This window comes from Brevibacterium sp. K11IcPPYGO002 (assembly GCF_050920635.1).
Taxonomy (GTDB): Bacteria; Actinomycetota; Actinomycetes; order Actinomycetales; family Brevibacteriaceae; genus Brevibacterium.
In genome coordinates, this window is record NZ_CP131929.1 from 864,600 (window position 1) to 880,900 (window position 16,301).

The 16,301-nt window shown below is 67.5% G+C and carries 15 protein-coding genes; 11 read left to right on the plus strand and 4 right to left on the minus strand.

Features of this window, described 5'->3' with window-relative positions; genetic code table 11:
- Window positions 1-220: 220 nt before the first annotated feature.
- Window positions 221-2,461 carry a phosphoribosylamine--glycine ligase gene (purD, locus tag QYM46_RS03825; RefSeq protein WP_432790927.1) on the minus strand — a complete coding sequence of 747 codons (2,241 nt, stop codon included), beginning with the start codon at window positions 2,459-2,461 and terminating at the stop codon, window positions 221-223.
- A 33-nt stretch (window positions 2,462-2,494) separates the two neighbouring features.
- On the opposite strand from purD, the gene QYM46_RS03830 reads away from it, so the two are divergent.
- Genes QYM46_RS03830 through QYM46_RS03845 form a run of 4 tightly spaced genes read left to right on the plus strand, consistent with a single transcriptional unit; the run spans window position 2,495 to window position 6,378 of the window.
- Window positions 2,495-3,619 (plus strand): asparaginase, encoded by a 1,125-nt coding sequence (locus QYM46_RS03830; RefSeq protein ID WP_432790928.1) that lies wholly within the window; start codon window positions 2,495-2,497, stop codon window positions 3,617-3,619.
- Entirely contained in the window at window positions 3,619-4,020 is a 402-nt protein-coding gene (locus tag QYM46_RS03835) for a sterol carrier family protein (RefSeq protein ID WP_432790929.1), read from the plus strand. The genes QYM46_RS03830 and QYM46_RS03835 overlap by 1 nt, the downstream gene beginning before the upstream one ends.
- Window positions 4,017-5,459, plus strand: a complete 1,443-nt coding sequence (locus QYM46_RS03840; protein WP_432790930.1) for an aldehyde dehydrogenase family protein — start codon at window positions 4,017-4,019, stop codon at window positions 5,457-5,459. The genes QYM46_RS03835 and QYM46_RS03840 overlap by 4 nt, the downstream gene beginning before the upstream one ends.
- A gap of 25 nt (window positions 5,460-5,484) precedes the next feature.
- A complete protein-coding gene (locus QYM46_RS03845; RefSeq protein ID WP_432790931.1) occupies window positions 5,485-6,378 on the plus strand; it encodes an EamA family transporter in 894 nt (297 codons plus the stop codon).
- Window positions 6,379-6,390: 12 nt separating this feature from the next.
- Here the strand turns inward: QYM46_RS03845 and QYM46_RS03850 are convergent, their stop codons facing one another.
- Complete coding sequence (locus QYM46_RS03850) at window positions 6,391-7,368, minus strand: universal stress protein (protein WP_432790932.1); 978 nt, start codon at window positions 7,366-7,368, stop codon at window positions 6,391-6,393.
- Between the two features lie 190 nt (window positions 7,369-7,558).
- Here QYM46_RS03850 and QYM46_RS03855 point away from each other — a divergent pair, with 190 nt between their 5' ends.
- Genes QYM46_RS03855 through purM form a run of 3 tightly spaced genes read left to right on the plus strand, consistent with a single transcriptional unit; the run spans window position 7,559 to window position 10,660 of the window.
- Window positions 7,559-8,035: a hypothetical protein gene (locus QYM46_RS03855; protein WP_432790933.1), complete on the plus strand. Its 477-nt coding sequence runs from the start codon at window positions 7,559-7,561 to the stop codon at window positions 8,033-8,035.
- Window positions 8,036-8,079: 44 nt separating this feature from the next.
- Complete coding sequence (purF, locus tag QYM46_RS03860; protein ID WP_432790934.1) at window positions 8,080-9,561, plus strand: amidophosphoribosyltransferase; 1,482 nt, start codon at window positions 8,080-8,082, stop codon at window positions 9,559-9,561.
- Between the two features lies 1 nt (window position 9,562).
- Window positions 9,563-10,660 (plus strand): phosphoribosylformylglycinamidine cyclo-ligase, encoded by a 1,098-nt coding sequence (gene purM / locus QYM46_RS03865; protein WP_169251395.1) that lies wholly within the window; start codon window positions 9,563-9,565, stop codon window positions 10,658-10,660.
- A 315-nt stretch (window positions 10,661-10,975) separates the two neighbouring features.
- Here purM and QYM46_RS03870 read toward each other — a convergent pair whose 3' ends face one another.
- Window positions 10,976-11,185 (minus strand): DUF3073 domain-containing protein, encoded by a 210-nt coding sequence (locus QYM46_RS03870; RefSeq protein ID WP_169251396.1) that lies wholly within the window; start codon window positions 11,183-11,185, stop codon window positions 10,976-10,978.
- Between the two features lie 127 nt (window positions 11,186-11,312).
- Here QYM46_RS03870 and QYM46_RS03875 point away from each other — a divergent pair, with 127 nt between their 5' ends.
- The 3 genes from QYM46_RS03875 to QYM46_RS03885 all read left to right on the plus strand — a co-directional run bounded on the left by QYM46_RS03875 (window position 11,313) and on the right by QYM46_RS03885 (window position 13,681).
- The gene (locus tag QYM46_RS03875; protein WP_432790935.1) at window positions 11,313-12,128 is read left to right on the plus strand and encodes a hypothetical protein; all 816 of its coding nucleotides are present in this window, start codon (window positions 11,313-11,315) and stop codon (window positions 12,126-12,128) included.
- A gap of 129 nt (window positions 12,129-12,257) precedes the next feature.
- Complete coding sequence (locus QYM46_RS03880) at window positions 12,258-12,809, plus strand: hypothetical protein (RefSeq protein ID WP_432790936.1); 552 nt, start codon at window positions 12,258-12,260, stop codon at window positions 12,807-12,809.
- Window positions 12,806-13,681, plus strand: coding sequence for a hypothetical protein (locus QYM46_RS03885; protein WP_432790937.1), 876 nt, complete (start codon window positions 12,806-12,808; stop codon window positions 13,679-13,681). Before QYM46_RS03880 ends, QYM46_RS03885 begins: the two co-directional genes overlap by 4 nt.
- An 11-nt stretch (window positions 13,682-13,692) precedes the next feature.
- Here QYM46_RS03885 and QYM46_RS03890 read toward each other — a convergent pair whose 3' ends face one another.
- Window positions 13,693-14,613, minus strand: coding sequence for a LysR family transcriptional regulator (locus tag QYM46_RS03890; RefSeq protein WP_248279103.1), 921 nt, complete (start codon window positions 14,611-14,613; stop codon window positions 13,693-13,695).
- Between the two features lie 72 nt (window positions 14,614-14,685).
- On the opposite strand from QYM46_RS03890, the gene QYM46_RS03895 reads away from it, so the two are divergent.
- Window positions 14,686-15,648 carry an EamA family transporter gene (locus QYM46_RS03895; protein ID WP_432790938.1) on the plus strand — a complete coding sequence of 321 codons (963 nt, stop codon included), beginning with the start codon at window positions 14,686-14,688 and terminating at the stop codon, window positions 15,646-15,648.
- Window positions 15,649-16,301 lie beyond the last annotated feature (653 nt).

The following is a 16,301-nucleotide window of genomic DNA, read 5'->3' on the forward strand; positions in this document are numbered from 1 at the left end:
ATTGCGGCTCTATTGATGGAAACTGCAACGCAGATTGCCAGTGATGCTGAATCAGCGTCTCATTCCGCGATATTCGCACAGGAGGAGTTGGCGGCTCGAATGTCGGCGACAGCCGGCAGGAGGTGGCCGGGGAGTCTCTGGGAACGACGAAGCCGCGGGGCACCGACTGTGTGTCGGTGCCCCGCGGCTCACGTGTTGGCGCTCTGCGGCGCGCAGGGCCTCAGCCGGGGAACGTCTCCCCGGTGAGCTTCTCGAAGGCCTCGATATAGCGGGCGCGGGTCTTCTCGACGACCTCGGCGGGCAGCGCCGGGGGAGGAGTGTCCGACGCCTTGTCCCACCCGGATTCTTCGGTCAGCCAGTCGCGGACGAACTGCTTGTCGAAGCTCGACTGAGCCTTGCCGGCCTCATAACCCGCGGCGTCCCAGAAGCGGGAGGAATCAGGGGTGAGCACCTCGTCGCCGAGAACGATCGTGCCATCGGGCAGGGTTCCGAACTCGAACTTCGTGTCGGCGAGGATGATCCCGCGTTCCCGGGCGATCTGCTCGGCACGCTGGTAGATCTCCACGGTCAGATCGCGCAGCTTCTCCGCCGTCTCCGTCCCGACGGTCTCGGCGACGGCATCGAAGCTGACGTTCTCATCGTGGTCGCCGAGCTCCGCCTTCGTCGCCGGAGTGAAGATCGGAGGCTCGAGGCGATCGGCCTCGACGAGCCCGGCGGGCAGCTGGATGCCGCACACCGATCCGGTGGCCCGGTAGTCCGACATTCCCGAACCGGTGAGGTAGCCGCGGGCGACGCACTCGACGGGGAACATGGAGAGATTCTGCACGATCAGCCCGCGCCCGGCCACGGCGGCCGGCACGTCCGAGCTGATGACATGGTTGCCGATGACATCGGCGAGCTGATCGAACCACCACAGGCTCAGACCGGTGAGCACCTTGCCCTTGTCCGGGATCTCCGAATCGAGCACCCAGTCGTAGGCGGAGATGCGGTCCGAGGCGACCATGAGCAGCTGCTCGGCGCTCGCGGCATCGGCGGCGTCGGCGGGAATGTAGAGGTCGCGGACCTTCCCCGAATACACATGCTTCCAGCCCGGCAGCACCGGAGCGACCGGGGCGGGGGAGGCGTAGCCGGAGGCGAGCTCGATACGTCCGGCGGCGGCCGCCTCGGCGATATCGGTGCGATGCTGCTCGCCGTCCCATGCGATCTCGTCGACCGCGGCATAGGCCCTCGCGCGTGCATCGTCGAGGTCGTCACCGAGGGAGACGACGGAGAGCACGCGGCCGCCGGAGGTGACGATGTCACCGGTCTCGGCGATGTCCTTCGTGATCACGGCGTCCTCGGGGGCGAACCCGCCGCTGGGGCCGGTCGCGAGCTTCGTGCCCGCGTGAAGGACGCTGACGTCGGGCAGGGCCGCGGCGGTGTCGAGCCCGCGGATGATGTCTCCGGTGCTCGGCGTGCCCGGGTAGTTCTCGGCGGCCATGACCACGGTCACCGAGGAGCGCGGATCCCATTCGAGGGCCGCGACTTCGTTGAGGCGCCCCTCGGCGGCGGCGAGCAGCGTCTGGCCCAGGGGGCTGGCCAGCCGGGCGAGCACGGACTGGGTCTCCGGATCGCCGAAGCGGACGTTGAACTCGATGACGCGCAGGCCTTTCGACGTCAGCGCCAGACCGCAGTAGAGCAGACCGGTGAACGGCGTGCCGCGGCGGGCCATCTCATCGACGACGGGTTGGGCGACGGTGTCGACGATCTCGTCGACCGTGCCGGCGGGCAGCCACGGCAGCGGCGAATACGCGCCCATTCCGCCCGTGTTCGGGCCGGTGTCGCCGTCGCCGATGCGTTTGAAGTCCTGAGCCGGGGCCAGGGGGACGGTGGTCGTGCCGTCGCAGAGGACGAACAGGGAGACCTCGGGTCCGTCGAGGTAGTCCTCGATGACGACCCGATCGGAGACCTCGAGGCACGAGCTCGCATGCGCCAGCGCGGCATCGAGGTCATCGGTGACGACGACTCCCTTGCCGGCGGCCAGTCCATCGGCCTTGACCACATGCGGGGCGCCGAATTCGCGCAGCGCAGCGGCGGCCTCATCGGTCGAATAGGCGACCACGGTGCGGGCAGTCGGCACGTTCGCGGACTCCATGACCTCCTTCGCGAACGCCTTGGAGCCTTCGAGGTGCGCGGCTTCCGCGCTGGGGCCGAAGACGGGGAAGGAGGCTTCGCGCAGAGCATCCGCAGCACCGGCGACCAGCGGGGCTTCGGGCCCGATGACGACGAGGTCGACGTCGAGGGTCTCGGCCAGCGCGGTCACCGCGGCGGCATCCGAGGCGTCGACGGCCTCGGTGTGGGCGATCTGCGCGATCCCGGGATTGCCGGGAGCGGCGATGACGGCGTCGACCTGCGGGTCGCGCGAGAGAGCGAGGACAAGGGCGTGTTCACGGGCGCCCGAACCGATGACAAGAACCTTCACGCCACCAGCCTAAAGGGTCGTAGGCTTGAGTGCGTGACCCTCTCGACTTTCACTCCCGCCCAAGCCGCCGAGCTCGCAGTCGTCGAGCGCTCCGGGTTCATCGAATCCCGGCACATCGGATCCGCCGTGGTCCTCGCCCCGGACGGATCGCCGCTGATCAGCCTGGGCGCCCCTGACGCAGCCGTGTTCACCCGCTCCAGTCTCAAACCGCTGCAGGCGATCGCCGCGATGAGCCTCGGCGCGCAGCTGACCGGACCCGCCGCGGCCCTGGCGAGCGCCTCGCACAAGTCCGAGGCCGGGCACGTCGAGGTCGTCGAATCGATGCTCGAGGCCGCAGGGCTGAGCGTATCCGACCTGCAGTGCCCGTCCGCCCATCCCGCCGACGGAGCCTTCCGGCGTGAACTGCAGGAACGCGCACGGGTGCGGGGAGATGCGGACACCGACCCGCGCTCGCCCCTGTACTTCAACTGCTCCGGCAAGCATGCGGCGTTCCTCGCCGCCGCCCGTGCCATCGGCGCCGACACCTCCACCTACCTGTCCCCGGACCATCCCGTGCAGCAGAAGGTCGCCGAGGTGGTCGCCGCCTTCGCCTCCGAGGAACCGTCCGCGGTCGGCATCGACGGCTGCGGGGCTCCCGTGTTCGCGCTCAGCCTCACCGGACTGGCCCGCGCGATCGGCCGCGTCGTGCGGATCGGCAGCACCGACGGCGCCGCCGAGGCGGCGACAGGGGCATGGACCGCGTATGAGGACGAGGCGCGCACCCTCACCGAGGCGGTCTTCGCCGACCCGTGGGCGATCGAGGGCCACGGCCGACCGAACTCGACCGTCATCGACCGGCTCGGCGTCTTCGCCAAGGGCGGGGCCGAAGGCGTCATCGTCATGGCCACCCGAACCGGGTATTCGGTGGCGCTGAAATGCCTCGACGGATCCTCGCGGGCGACCGGGCTCGTGGCGCTGACCCTGCTCCGGCGGGCCGGAGCGTTCCCTGCCGGGCCGGGAGCCGCCTCGGCGCCGGAGGATGACACGATCGACGCCGTGATCGAAGCGATCACGGACACGGTCACCGGGGGCACGGATTCCGAGGGGCGGACGGACGTTGTCGGCGCGCTCTGCGTGGGTGAAGATGTAGCGAAGATTCGGCGGAGGGAGCAGGACTGATGGCGATTCGCAGAAGGATCGACCCCGATCAGGGGCGCAGTGCCGTGGAGATGTGGCTGACCCAGGCGAGGCTCGATGCGGCCCCGGCCGACCGGTCGACCACCGCCACCGCCGTGCGCTTCACCCTCGAAGAGCTCGCCTCTCGCGCCGAAGGCAACAGCGTCGAGGTCCGGGTCCCGCCGTTCGGGGTCACGCAGTGCATCGCCGGGCCCCGGCACACCCGCGGCACCCCTCCGAACGTCGTCGAAACCTCCGCCGAGGTGTGGCTGGGCCTGGTCACCGGACGCACCGACTTCGCCACCGCGCTCGCCGCCGGAGACATCGACGCCTCGGGAACCCGAGCCGACCTCGGCGACTTCCTGCCCCTGTTCACCGCTGCCGAACTCGAGGACCGACGATGAGCGCACAGATCACGCAGACGACGTCGTTCATCGGCGGGCGGCATGTCCCCTCTCTGCTCACCTACGCGAACATCGACCCGGCGACCGGCGGCCAGCTCGGCGACATCGCCCGCGCCGGAGCAGATGAGGTCGACCGAGCCGTGCGGGTGGCGGCGAAGGCGCAGCGGGAATGGAAACGCTCGAGCCCCGAACAGCGCTCCCGTCTGCTCATCGCCACGGCGGCCGTCATCACCGCCAACCGCGACGATCTGGCCCGTATCGAATCCGAGGACACGGGCAAACCGCTGACCCAGGCCTATGCCGACGTCGACGTGTGCGCCCGCTACTTCGAGTTCTACGGCCACACCATCGAGTCTTACTACGGTCACGCGATCCCGCTGGCCGAGGACATGCACGTCTACACGCGGCGGGAGCCCTTCGGCGTCACCGGCCACATCGTGGCCTGGAACTATCCGCTCCAGCTCATCGGCCGCGCCGCCGCCACCTCGCTGGCCACGGGCAACTGCGCCGTCGCCAAACCCGCGGACGAGACCCCGCGGTCGACCGTGCGACTGGCCGAACTCATCCACTCCGTCGGCTTCCCCGCCGGAGCCTTCAACGTCGTCACCGGCCTCGGCGCCGAGGCGGGAGCGGCACTGAGCGCCCACCCCGGGGTAGCGCACCTGGGCTTCGTCGGATCGACGCAGACCGGTTCGGCCATCGCCCACGCCGCCGCCGAGCGGGTCGTGCCCACGGTCCTCGAACTCGGCGGGAAGTCCGCGAACATCGTCTTCCCCGACGCCGATGTCGATGCGGCCGTTCCGTCGCTCGTGCGCTCCATCATCCAGAACGCCGGGCAGACCTGCTCGGCCGGCTCCCGGCTCATCGTTCACCGCGACATCCACGCCGAGGTGGTCGAGAAGATGGCGACGGCCATGGCGGCCGTGACCATCGGCTACGGTCTCGACGACCCGATGCTCGGTCCCCTGATCTCGGCCAAGCAGCATAATCGGGTGGACGGGTTCCTCTCCGAGGTCGATTCCGGGCAGATCGTCACCGGCGGCACCCGGCCCGACGGCCTGGCCGACGACCTCGCCGCGGGGGCGTTCATCACCCCCACCATCGTCGACTCCGTCGACCCGCAGTCTCGGATCGCCCAGGAGGAGGTCTTCGGTCCCGTCGTCGCGACCCTGCCGTTCGCCGACGACGATGAGGCTGTGGCCCTGGCCAACGGCACCGACTACGGGCTGGTCACGGCGCTGTGGACGCAGAACATCTCCCGCGCCCATCGCCTGGCCGCCGAGGTCGACGCCGGTCAGATCTTCGTCAACACCTACGGTGCCGGCGGGGGAGTCGAACTGCCCTTCGGCGGGTTCAAGAAGTCCGGCTACGGGCGCGAGAAGTCCATCGAAGCACTCGACGAATACACGCAGACGAAGACCGTCGCCATCAAGCTGTGACGGTGCCGAAGAGGGCGGTGCTGAGATGACCTTCCCCGTCCTCGGGCTCGTCCTCATCGCCGCGATCGCCCACGCTGTGTGGAACCTCGCCGCGAAGTCCGTCACCGGCAAGGGCTTTGCCTTCGTGCTCGGCTACCACGGGCTCTCGGCGATCCTGCTCGCCCCGGTCGCAGCCGTCATCATCGCCACCGGCGCGCAGCCGCTGAACTGGGGGCTGGTCGGCGCGGCGGCACTGAGCGCGGTGTTCCACATCGCCTACTCGGTTGCTCTGCAGTCCGGCTACGACCATGCGCCGCTGGGCGTCGTCTACCCGACGGCGCGCGGCACCGGGCCGGTCGTGACGATCATCATCGCCGTGGCCCTCCTGGGTGAGCGTCCCACCCTCGCCGAGGCTCTCGGAGCCTTCACCGTCATCGCCGGAATCGCTGTCGTCACGATCCGCCCCCGCGGTGGGGACGGTCCCACCACCAGCGACGGTCTGCGGCGAGGCCTGGCGTGGGGTGGGCTGATCGGGGCGTTCATCGCCTCGTACACGCTCTGGGACGACTTCGCGGTCAACCACGTCAGCGACTCCCCGCTGCTGTACTTCGCGGTCTCCGAAACCTGCGTCGGACTGATCATGACCGCGGGAGCGTTCACACTGCCCGGAGGCCGGGACCGACGCGCGGACCTGCGTGAGATCCTGAGGAACCACAAGCGGGCACTCGTGACCGTGGCGATCCTCTCGCCCCTGGCGTATGTGCTCGTCCTCTACGCAATGCAGCAGGCGCCGGTGGCGCTCGTGGCTCCCGTGCGGGAGACCTCGATCATCGTCGGCACCCTGCTGGCCTGGTGGTTCTTCGGGGAGAGGAACGTGCTGCTCAAACTCGTCGGTGCCCTCGTCGTGGTCACCGGCATCGGGCTCATCGCACTCGGCTGACGCGGCTGCGGCTCAGCGGCGACGACCGGGCTGACGGCGGTTGACTCGCACCACCCGAACCGGACACACGGCGTGGGAGAGCACGCCCTGCGACGTCGACCCGAGGATGGTGGAGACGAAGCCGCCGCGGCCACGGGAGCCGATGACCATGAGATCGGCGGTGTAGGTGGCGGACACGAGCACCTCGGTGGCGGGAGCGTCGAAGATCGAGTACCGCACCTCGAGGTCGGGGAAATCGGTCGTGAGCGAATCGGCCGCGGCGGTGAAGGCCTTCGCCGCTTCGTCGTACATCCGGATGAGATGCTCTTCGCTGGGCATCCACTCCGGCGAGAGGATGTGCGTGGCGGTGACCCCGACGAGGCGCAGCGGAACACCGTAGATCGCTGCCTGAGCGGCCGCCGCGTGCAGCACCGGGGTGTCGGTTTCGAAGGGATCGACGGCGGCGACGACCTCCCCGGAGAAGTCGGGGCGTGAAGCGGTCTCCGCCTCGGCGGAGGGACCATCCGTCGTGCGGACGGGATCATCGACGGGCAGGGGAGTCGTGGGCATGACTCGGGTGGGCCAGGTGCTCGGGACGACGACGGTGGGGCACTGCGAGTGCGCGGGCATCGCCAAGGCCACGGACCCGAGGAGGCGACCGGCGAATCCGCCGCGACCACGTGCCCCGACGATGGCGAGGGCGGCGTTCTTCGAATGCTCGACCATCACTCCGGAGGCGTCACCGGGAGCGATCGTCGTCGAGACGGGAATCCCGGCCTTCGTGACGGTGGCGGCGGCCGCCTCGGCGATGGATTCGACGGTCTGCTTCACGGCACTGTCGAAATCGGCGGGGTAGACGATATCGGCCTGGCTCATATTCACGCCGGGGACGGTGTAGGCGGAGACGATGCGGATCTCTGCGGAGGTCTTCTGTGCGTGCGTGATCGCCCACTGCAGGGCGCATTCGGCGTTGTCGGAACCGTCGATGCCGACGATGATCGTATGGGACATATCGCAATCCTCTGTCTTCAGTGACCGTCAATCTGGTTGAGTCCAGTTTAGTTGTGTCCAGTTTATGGGAACTGGCATGAGACTGCCTGGGAGGAACCTCAGGCTGACTCGACTAGACTGTTCGCGACCTGTAGTTCCGGGGCGATCCCGGCGATCCATCGGCCCATCCGGCCACATGTCCAAGGAGATCATGAAGGACCAGATCGACGTCTCCGTCCGTCGCAGCCCCAAGTACTCGGTGTTCATGGGCATCGGCGCGGTTCTCGGCATCGTGCTCGCCGGAATCCTCGCGGTCTTCGTCGACCCGGCCGATATGCCGATGGGCTACACGGTGGCCAAGGGGCTGGGTCTGCTGCTGCTCGTCCTCGGGATCGGGGGACTGTTCCTCGGCGGACTCGTCGCGCTCATCCTCGACTGGCGGGGACGGAAGACATCGAAGGAATTCCGGGTCGATGCACAGATCGACATGGTCGACGATCCGAAGGAGATCGCGCGCCGTCGCATCGCCGAAGCCCGCGGGGAGGACCCGGATGCCGACGCTGGCGACGACGGGACTGCCTCGGCGAGCCAGGATGCCGCACCTGCGGTCGACGATCCGGCTCCCGCGGCCGATGACGGGGACGATGCGGGAGCCGGACGGGATTCGGCCCCCGGTTCCACAGTCTGAGCACCGGGTCAGAGGGCAGCTGCGGGTATGAGACAATTTCACTCGTGGCAAGAGGAGACGGGCAGCTGACGCACGAAATCGACCCCCAGGACCGCGGACCGCAGGATGAATGCGGTGTGTTCGGAGTCTGGGCCCCCGGCGAGGAAACCGCCAAACTCACCTACTTCGGGCTCTACGCCCTGCAGCACCGCGGACAGGAGTCCGCGGGGATCGCTGCCAGCAACGGCAAGCAGATCCTCATCTACCGTGACATGGGCCTGGTCTCCCAGGTCTTCCACGAACGCGATCTCGAGCTCCTGCAGGGCCATATCGCCGTCGGGCACACCCGGTATTCGACGACCGGATCACCCTCGTTCGAGAACGCCCAGCCCACGCTGGGGCCGACTCCGTTCGGCACCGTGGCGCTGGCCCACAACGGCAATCTGACGAACTTCGACGCCCTCGAGACCATGGCCGACGCTCGCCGCGACCATGCGACGAAGGTCGTCGAGGAGGCCACGAAGAAGACGGCCCGCACCCGGCCCTTCCGCGACTCCTCGAACGACACATCCCTGGTCACCGAGCTCTTCGCGACCGAAGAGGGAGAGAACCTCACCGAGGCGGCTCTCAACCTGCTGCCCCATGTCGAAGGCGCGTTCTCGCTGGTCTACATGGACGAGCACACCCTCTACGCAGCCCGTGACCGGCACGGGGTCAGGCCCCTGTCGCTGGGCCGGTTGGAGAACGGCTGGGTCGTCGCCTCGGAGACCGCGGCACTCGACATCGTCGGCGCGAAGTTCGTCCGCGACATCGAACCCGGAGAGCTCATCGCCATCGACGAAGACGGTCTGCGCTCGCACCGCTTCGCCGAGCCGAGCCAGGCCCGCTGCGTCTTCGAATACGTCTACCTCGCACGTCCCGACAGCATGCTCGCCGGCAAGAACGTCCACGCCGCGCGCACCCAGATGGGCCGGCAGCTGGCCGAGGAGTACCCGGTCGACGCCGACCTCGTCATCGCCACCCCCGAATCCGGCACCCCGGCGGCCGTCGGCTATGCCGAAGCCTCGGGCATCCCGTTCGGTCAGGGGCTGATGAAGAACGCCTATGTCGGCCGCACCTTCATCCAGCCCTCACAGACCCTGCGACAGCTGGGCATCCGCCTCAAGCTCAACCCGATCCGGGAGAACATCGAGGGCAGGCGCCTCATCGTCGTCGACGATTCGATCGTGCGCGGCAACACCCAGCGGGCGCTCGTGCGGATGCTGCGAGAGGCAGGAGCGGCAGAGGTCCATGTGCGCATCTCCTCCCCGCCGGTGAAGTGGCCGTGCTTCTACGGCATCGACTTCGCCACCCGTGCCGAACTCATCGCCAACGGGCTGACCACGAACGAGATCTGCGAGAACCTCGGCGCGGACTCCCTGGGCTATATCTCCCTGGACGGCATGATCGCCGCCACCCAGCAGGAACGCAGCCAGCTGTGCACCGCCTGCTTCTCGGGCGAGTACCCGATTCCCGTCAACAACACCCCCGCCGACAAAGGATGCTGAGTTGAGTTCCGACGCGAACCCGAAGTCCACCACCTATGCCGCCGCAGGCGTCGACGTCGAGGCCGGAGACCGCGCCGTCGAACTCATGAAGGCCGCGGTCTCGGCCACCCACAACTCCTCGGTCGTCGGTGGGATGGGCGGATTCGCCGGACTCTTCGACGTCTCCGTGCTCAAGGACTTCGACCGTCCGCTGCTCGCCTCGTCGACCGATGGCGTCGGTACGAAGGTCGCCATCGCGCAGGCCATGGATAAGCACGACACCATCGGCTACGACCTCGTCGGCATGGTCGTCGACGACATCATCGTCTGTGGTGCCCGCCCCCTGTTCATGACCGACTACATCGCCTGCGGCAAGGTCGTGGCCGAACGCATCGCCGATATCGTGCGCGGCATCGCCGACGCCTGCGCCTCGGCCGGTGTCGCACTGGTCGGCGGGGAGACCGCCGAACACCCGGGTCTGCTCGGGGCGGACGAATACGATGTCGCCGGTGCCGCCACGGGTGTCGTCGAGGCGTCGAAGCTGCTCGGGCCGGAGAAGGTCCGCGACGGGGACGTGCTCATCGGTCTGCCGTCCTCGGGCATCCACTCCAACGGATACTCCCTGGTCCGCCACATCATCGCCGAGGCGGGATGGGGCCTGGACAGGCAGGTCGCGGAGTTCGGCCGCACCCTCGGTGAGGAGCTGCTCGTTCCCACCCATGTCTACACCGGCGAACTCGCTGCTCTCTTCGACGCACTGCCCGATGCCGTCCATTCGGTCTCGCACGTCACCGGCGGGGGACTGTCGGCCAATGTGGCCAGGGTGCTTCCGCAGGGTCTGGTCGCCAGGATGTCGCGGGCCTCTTGGGAGATCCCGGCGGTGTTCTCCGTGCTCGGCGAGCTCGGCGGAGTGCCGCAGGACGACCGTGAACGCACCTGGAACCTCGGCGTCGGCATGGTCCTCGTCGTCGACGCAGCATCCGTCGACGGTGTCCTCGCCGCGAGCCCCGGAGCCTGGGTGCTCGGCGACGTCGCCGCCGATGACGGTTCTCTGGCGCGCGATCCCTACTATGTGCAGGGCGCCAAAGGCGTCGACGGGGGCGCTGCGATCCTGCAGTAGCTCTTCTCGAGCGGCTCAGCAGATCTCGAGCGGCTGGCCTGGTCGCGGGGCATCCCTCACCGAAACTCTCACACCCTCGGCGCAGAGGCTTCTCACACCGTTGGTCTCACACCCTCGTGTTCCTGCACGGGGGTGTGTTGCTTGCGGTGCGTGATGGCCACGTAGGCGGAGGAATTGCACGCAACGGTGCGTGATGCGCGTGAGGGCGCAGCCGCCTCGGCGAGGGATGCCCGGGCGTACGACAGAGGGCGGGGACCGAAGTCCCCGCCCTCTGTGCGTGTCAGATCAGCCGTGCGCGGCTGGACTCATCCGAGTTCAGTCCTCGTACTCGTCGTCATCGTCGACGTTGTACTTGTCGGCGTAAGCCGAGTAGTCGGGTTCATCGTCGTACGGATCGGACGGACCAGACTTGTGCGCGTCGGCGCCCAGCTCCTGCTGGAGTCTATTAAGGTCGGTATCCGGGCTGTAGTACTTCAGCTTCCGAGCTACCTTGATCTGCTTTGCCTTTGCGCGGCCGCGACCCACTGGCGTGACCCCCTCCGTCGTCTATGGGGCTAATAGCCCCGGACTAGATCTCTGCTATGCGCTTAAATCCTACCTGTTCATACTGGGAAGTTCCATTTTGTGAGTGGACCTTGGATAGGCTGAACCCATGGCCTACCGTCGCGATTATGTCGTCACCCTGCGGATCTTCGAACCTCTTGTGGTGCATTCCGAATTGCAAGACAGGCAGGTGGAGGACAACCGGTCACGCATCGAGGAGCAGATTTCCCACGACGCTGACAAGCGCTTGATCTCCCTGCCCCCGTCGCCCGTGGCTGATTCGTTTCGGCGCACTCCGATCTTCCTTCCGGCGTCTCAGACCGCGGACGGGGTCGACCGTTTCTGCCCTGCTCAGGAGGACATCCGCGGGTGGGAGGCGCTCGATTCGCTGGCCGAACACACCTCGAAGGCGACCTTGGACATCGTCGCTCCGAAGTCCGCTCGGAGACGTGCCGCCAGCCGTCGCGCGGAGTGGCTGCAGGACGCCAAGGACACCAGGATCTTCACCCGCGTCTCGGCCTGGGACGTGCCTCCGTCGTGGTGGCTGTTCTTCTCGCTGACCGAGGATCAGATCATCACCGAGGAGACCGACGAGGACCTCCGGGTGCTCATCCGCACGGACATCCTGGCCGCCTCGGCGCGGATGGAATGGGCCTCGGAGACGATCGCGGACACCTCGAAGGTCGTCGATATGGTCGAGCAGACCTCGGTTCTGGCCGAGTGGATCGACACCTTCGATATGAACTCGATCCTCGAGCTCGACCTCGGCGGGATGTCCGATGTGCTGTGGCCGAGCGAAGCCGCGGAACTCGTCGACTCGTGGGTGACTGCGCTGAGCAACAACGATTCCGAGTCCGCGGTCGCCGCGTTCCAGAAGTATGCGGCCGGGTGGGAGCAGCTCAACCTCTACGCCCGCAGCTCCTGACCCCTCTTACTACCTGACGGCGGCCCAGCAACCTCGCGCCAGGTTGCTCAGCCGCCGTCGGGTAGCAATTGGGGCGGATAGGATTGTCTGCGAACGAGCCGCACCCGAGAGGACGAGTCCTGTAAGCGTATGGAAGAGAAGAAGCGCCGCCTCCTGACGAGCCAGGACCCCGCTGCCGGCGCGTCCGATGGCCCCGGCACGGGGCCGTCCGCCCGGTCGAAACCCGCGACCCGGGTGAAACCGCTGTCGAAGGTCTCCATCGGCTGGCGCATCGTCGTGCCCGCGATTGCCTTCGTCATCCTCACCTGCGGACAGTTCCTCAACACCAATGACTTCTTCCCGCTCGGATCGCTCACCCAGTACGCCACCGCCAAAGACCTCAACGGCACCGTGAACTCCACGTGCCTCGAAGCCCAGTTCCCCGGTGAGGACGAACCGCGCCGCCTCGGGTTCAACACCGCGACTGTCGGCATCGAACGCGGTGACGTCGAATCCCAGCTCGATCGGGTCATCGCCCACCCCGAACTCCTGCAGTCGATGGCCGACTCGTACATCCGGCTGCATCCGGACGAACCGAAACCGGAGACGATGATCCTCTGCCGCGCCACCACGCAGCTGAAGAACGGCCTGGCCGTCGGTGAACCCGAACAGACGACACTGGCGACATGGGAGGTCCGATGAGACGCACCCCGACCCTGACGGCCACCCCCGCCGAGGCGACCCCCACCAACCCGGTCCTCCGCTGGTTCATGCCCGAGGTCCCCCTGGCCCGAGTGGCCGTGTTCCGCGTCTTCATCTACGTCTTCATCATCATCGATGTGCTCACGATCTCCGGTGACGTCATCGCCCACGGTTGGACGCCCGAGTTCTATCAGCCGCTGTGGTTGGCAAGGTTCCTCCACATCCCCGCCGTCAGCGTCCTCGGCGCGCAGATCCTGCTCGCCCTCATCATCGTCTTCTCCCTCCTCGCCGCCGCAGGATTCCTCCAGCGCTTCAGCGGGTGGGCCGTGGCGATCAGCTTCGGGGCGTGGATGTTCTACACGCAGGGCTACGGCTACGTCGCGCACGACCATATGGCGCTCGTCATCGCCGCCTTCGTCCTGCCGACGATCGGAACGGCGCGCTTCCGGGACGTCGGCACCGCCTCGGCGCGGGCCGGCTGGGCGCTGCGCATCGTGCAGATCGCCGTCGTCCTCACCTACTTCTACTCGGTGCTCATGAAGTGGATCGCCTCGGGCAACATCACCCACTGGGCCAACGGGGCGGTCATCGTCTGGGCGCTCATGCGCCGCGGCGCCGAATGGTCGAAGCCGTTCCTCGAGATGCCCGGCCTCCTCATCGCCGCGCAATGGGCGACACTCGTCTTCGAGTTCCTCTCACCGGTCGTCCTGTTCCTCAAGGGCAAGTGGCTCTACGGGGCCGTGGCATTCTTCTTCCTCTTCCACCTCATGACGTATCTCGCTCTGGGCATCCACTTCCTGCCGACCGTCATCTGCTGGACGGCGTTCCTGCCGCTGGAGAGACTCGTGCCGCGGCGCTTCGCCCGCGCCTGAAGCAACTGGCCTCAGCCCGCAGACGGTGAGACCGCAGATTCCTCGACCTGGCTGAGCGCGCCGATCACCGCGCGCACCGCAACCCGCTCGGCTGTGTCCGGCCGCATCACCGCGACGATCCAGCGCGTCGTCGTCACCCCCGTCAACGGCAGAAGTGAGAGTCCCGCATCGCGCGGGGTCGTGAACCGGGGAAGGAGCGCGACCTGGTCCGAGGAGGCGACGATCGCTTCGATGAGCCGGTTGTCCCGGATCCGCTGGACGACGTCGAGGTCGTGCCCCGTCACGTGTTCGATCGAGGTGAGGATCGTGTCGAAGGGGTAACCCCGAGGCACTCCCACCCAGCGGCATCCGGCGACGTCGTCAGGGCTCAGTTCGGTGCGTCCGGCGAGCGGATGGTCGACGGCAAGAGCGACGTCGATGGGTTCGCGTGCCAGCGGGACCACGGTGAGTCCGTCCGTGCCGATGGGGCGTTCGGCGACGAGGCTGTGCGCGACGACGATGTCGACATCCCTGGTGAGCCCTGCGAACTCGTGCTCGGCGAGATCGACATCGTCCATGCGAAGGTCGATGCGCGGATGTTCCTCGCGCAGCCGGCGCAGCGCGTCGGGGAGGAGGTGGGTGAGAGCGCTCGGCAGTCCGGCCAGGCCGATCTCTCCGGCGGCCTCGCCGAGGTGGCCCTCCCACTGTGCTTGCACTCGGGCGAGCGTGCGGGCCACGTCCCGTCCTCCCCGTGCGAGCAGTCTGCCTGCGGCGGTGAGGGTGAGTCCGCGTCCGGCGGGTTCGACGAGGGTGCGGTCGATCTCGCGACCGGCCTGCCGCAGCTGCTGCGAGACAGCCGAGGGGGAGCGATGGGTGACGTCGGCGACGGCGCTGACGCTGCCGTACTCGTCAAACAGGCGGAGCAGTTCGAGATGCTTCGGATCGATGACCATGAAGGTATGCTACAGAGTAGATTCAGTATTCTGCGATTGTGCTTCACTCTGATCGGGTTCGAGAATGAGGACATGTCATTCAAACACTGTCTGCTCGCCGCCTCGGTGGCGGTGATGTGGGGACTGAACTTCCTTGCGATCGATCTCTCGCTGGACCAGTTCCCGCCGTTCTTCCTCGTCGCCCTGCGTTTCGCCGTACTCGCGCTGCCAGCGCTCCTGTTCGTGCCGAAGCCGGATGTGAAGTTCCGGTGGATCCTCGGATACGGGTTCGGCTTCGGTGTGCTCCAGTTCGCGTTCCTCTATTGGGCGATGGCCACCGGTATGCCCACGGGGCTGGCCTCCCTCGTCCTTCAGGCGTCTGGGCCCTTCACCGTGCTGCTCGGGATGACGTTCCTGCAGGAAAGGGTCCGTGCTTCGCAGATGGTGTTCCTGCTCGTCGCGATGGCCGGACTGGGGGTCGTCGGCTGGCAGCGCCTCGACTCATCAGCGAGCTTCCTCCCCTTCCTCCTCACGCTAGCCGGAGCGTTCGGGTGGGCGATCGGCAATATCAGCAATCGGCAGGCACATTCGGTCGAGCCGGTGAAGTTCACGATGTGGATGTCGATCGTCCCACCGCTTCCGATGCTTCTCATCTCCCTCGTGGTCGAGGGACCGGCCGCGATCGGCGGTTCGATGACGACACTGGGCACACCGACCGGCCTGCTCGGCGCGGCGGGGTTGATCTACACCGTGGTCATCGCGACCATCCTCGGCTCCGGCATCTGGTCGTGGCTGATGTCACGCAATCCTGCCGGCATCGTCGCTCCGTTCTCGATGCTCGTGCCTGTGGTCGGAATGAGCGCGGCATGGCTGGTCCTCGGGGAGACCGTGACACTCGGGGAACTGTGCGGGGCTGTCCTCATCATCATCGGAGTCCTCGGCGCCGGGTTCAAGGCAGCGAAGGGTGCCCGGATCCTCGCCGTCGCCAAAGTGGTCGCCCCCGTGAGCCCGGACGAAGAGGATTCCGACGGGCAGGAATTCGTCAGGGTAGGTTGAGAAGACCTCACAGAGTCTGGATGCCATGGCCATCCCGGAAGAGCACCGAACCGGGTCGGACCACCGACTCACCGTTGAAGATCTGCTGCCGTCCCCGTGGGGACGCTCGCTCGTGTTCGGGCTGGCCCAGCGCGGGCACGATGACGAATTCGGCGCCTGGGCCGAACCTCTCACAGCGGAAGCGCGTGCCCTGGCTGAGCTCCGCAGCGCCGCATGCGCCGCCGGCTCTCCCGTCGAAAAGGTGCAGGGGTCGCCGCGACCGTCTGCAGCCGTGCGGTGCGGGTTCGGAATCACAGCGGGAACCAGAATCCGAGCCGAATGACGTAGGGCCCGCCGATGTCGCCGCCCAACGCCGTCAGACCTGGTTCGAGGCCACCGGCCGCAAGGGCCGTTGGGTCATCCCGGACTGGTCACAGGTGTCCGAGGAGTTCGACGGAGTCCACCTCGGCCCTCACCTTACAGGGGGAAGGGCAGGGTCACCTCGGCGAGGAACCGGAGACGATCCCACCGCGGGCAATACCGATGATCGGCCCGCGAGCCTCATGGCGGGCTGGCACCTGGATACGACGTTCGGGGCTGAACGACGTCATCGACACCGCCCCCGAGGTGGTTGACCGGCATTGCGACGACGATGCCGACCGGTGGCTGCGGAG

Coding starts and splice junctions, on each gene's coding strand:
- QYM46_RS03895 (WP_432790938.1), top strand. CDS start 14,686: ATGTCATTCAAACACTGTCTGCTCGCCGCCTCGGTGGCGGTGATGTGG.
- QYM46_RS03840 (WP_432790930.1), top strand. CDS start 4,017: ATGAGCGCACAGATCACGCAGACGACGTCGTTCATCGGCGGGCGGCAT.
- QYM46_RS03875 (WP_432790935.1), top strand. CDS start 11,313: ATGGCCTACCGTCGCGATTATGTCGTCACCCTGCGGATCTTCGAACCT.
- QYM46_RS03885 (WP_432790937.1), top strand. CDS start 12,806: ATGAGACGCACCCCGACCCTGACGGCCACCCCCGCCGAGGCGACCCCC.
- QYM46_RS03890 (WP_248279103.1), bottom strand. CDS start 14,613: ATGGTCATCGATCCGAAGCATCTCGAACTGCTCCGCCTGTTTGACGAG.
- QYM46_RS03835 (WP_432790929.1), top strand. CDS start 3,619: ATGGCGATTCGCAGAAGGATCGACCCCGATCAGGGGCGCAGTGCCGTG.
- QYM46_RS03855 (WP_432790933.1), top strand. CDS start 7,559: ATGAAGGACCAGATCGACGTCTCCGTCCGTCGCAGCCCCAAGTACTCG.
- QYM46_RS03880 (WP_432790936.1), top strand. CDS start 12,258: ATGGAAGAGAAGAAGCGCCGCCTCCTGACGAGCCAGGACCCCGCTGCC.
- QYM46_RS03845 (WP_432790931.1), top strand. CDS start 5,485: ATGACCTTCCCCGTCCTCGGGCTCGTCCTCATCGCCGCGATCGCCCAC.
- QYM46_RS03850 (WP_432790932.1), bottom strand. CDS start 7,368: ATGTCCCATACGATCATCGTCGGCATCGACGGTTCCGACAACGCCGAA.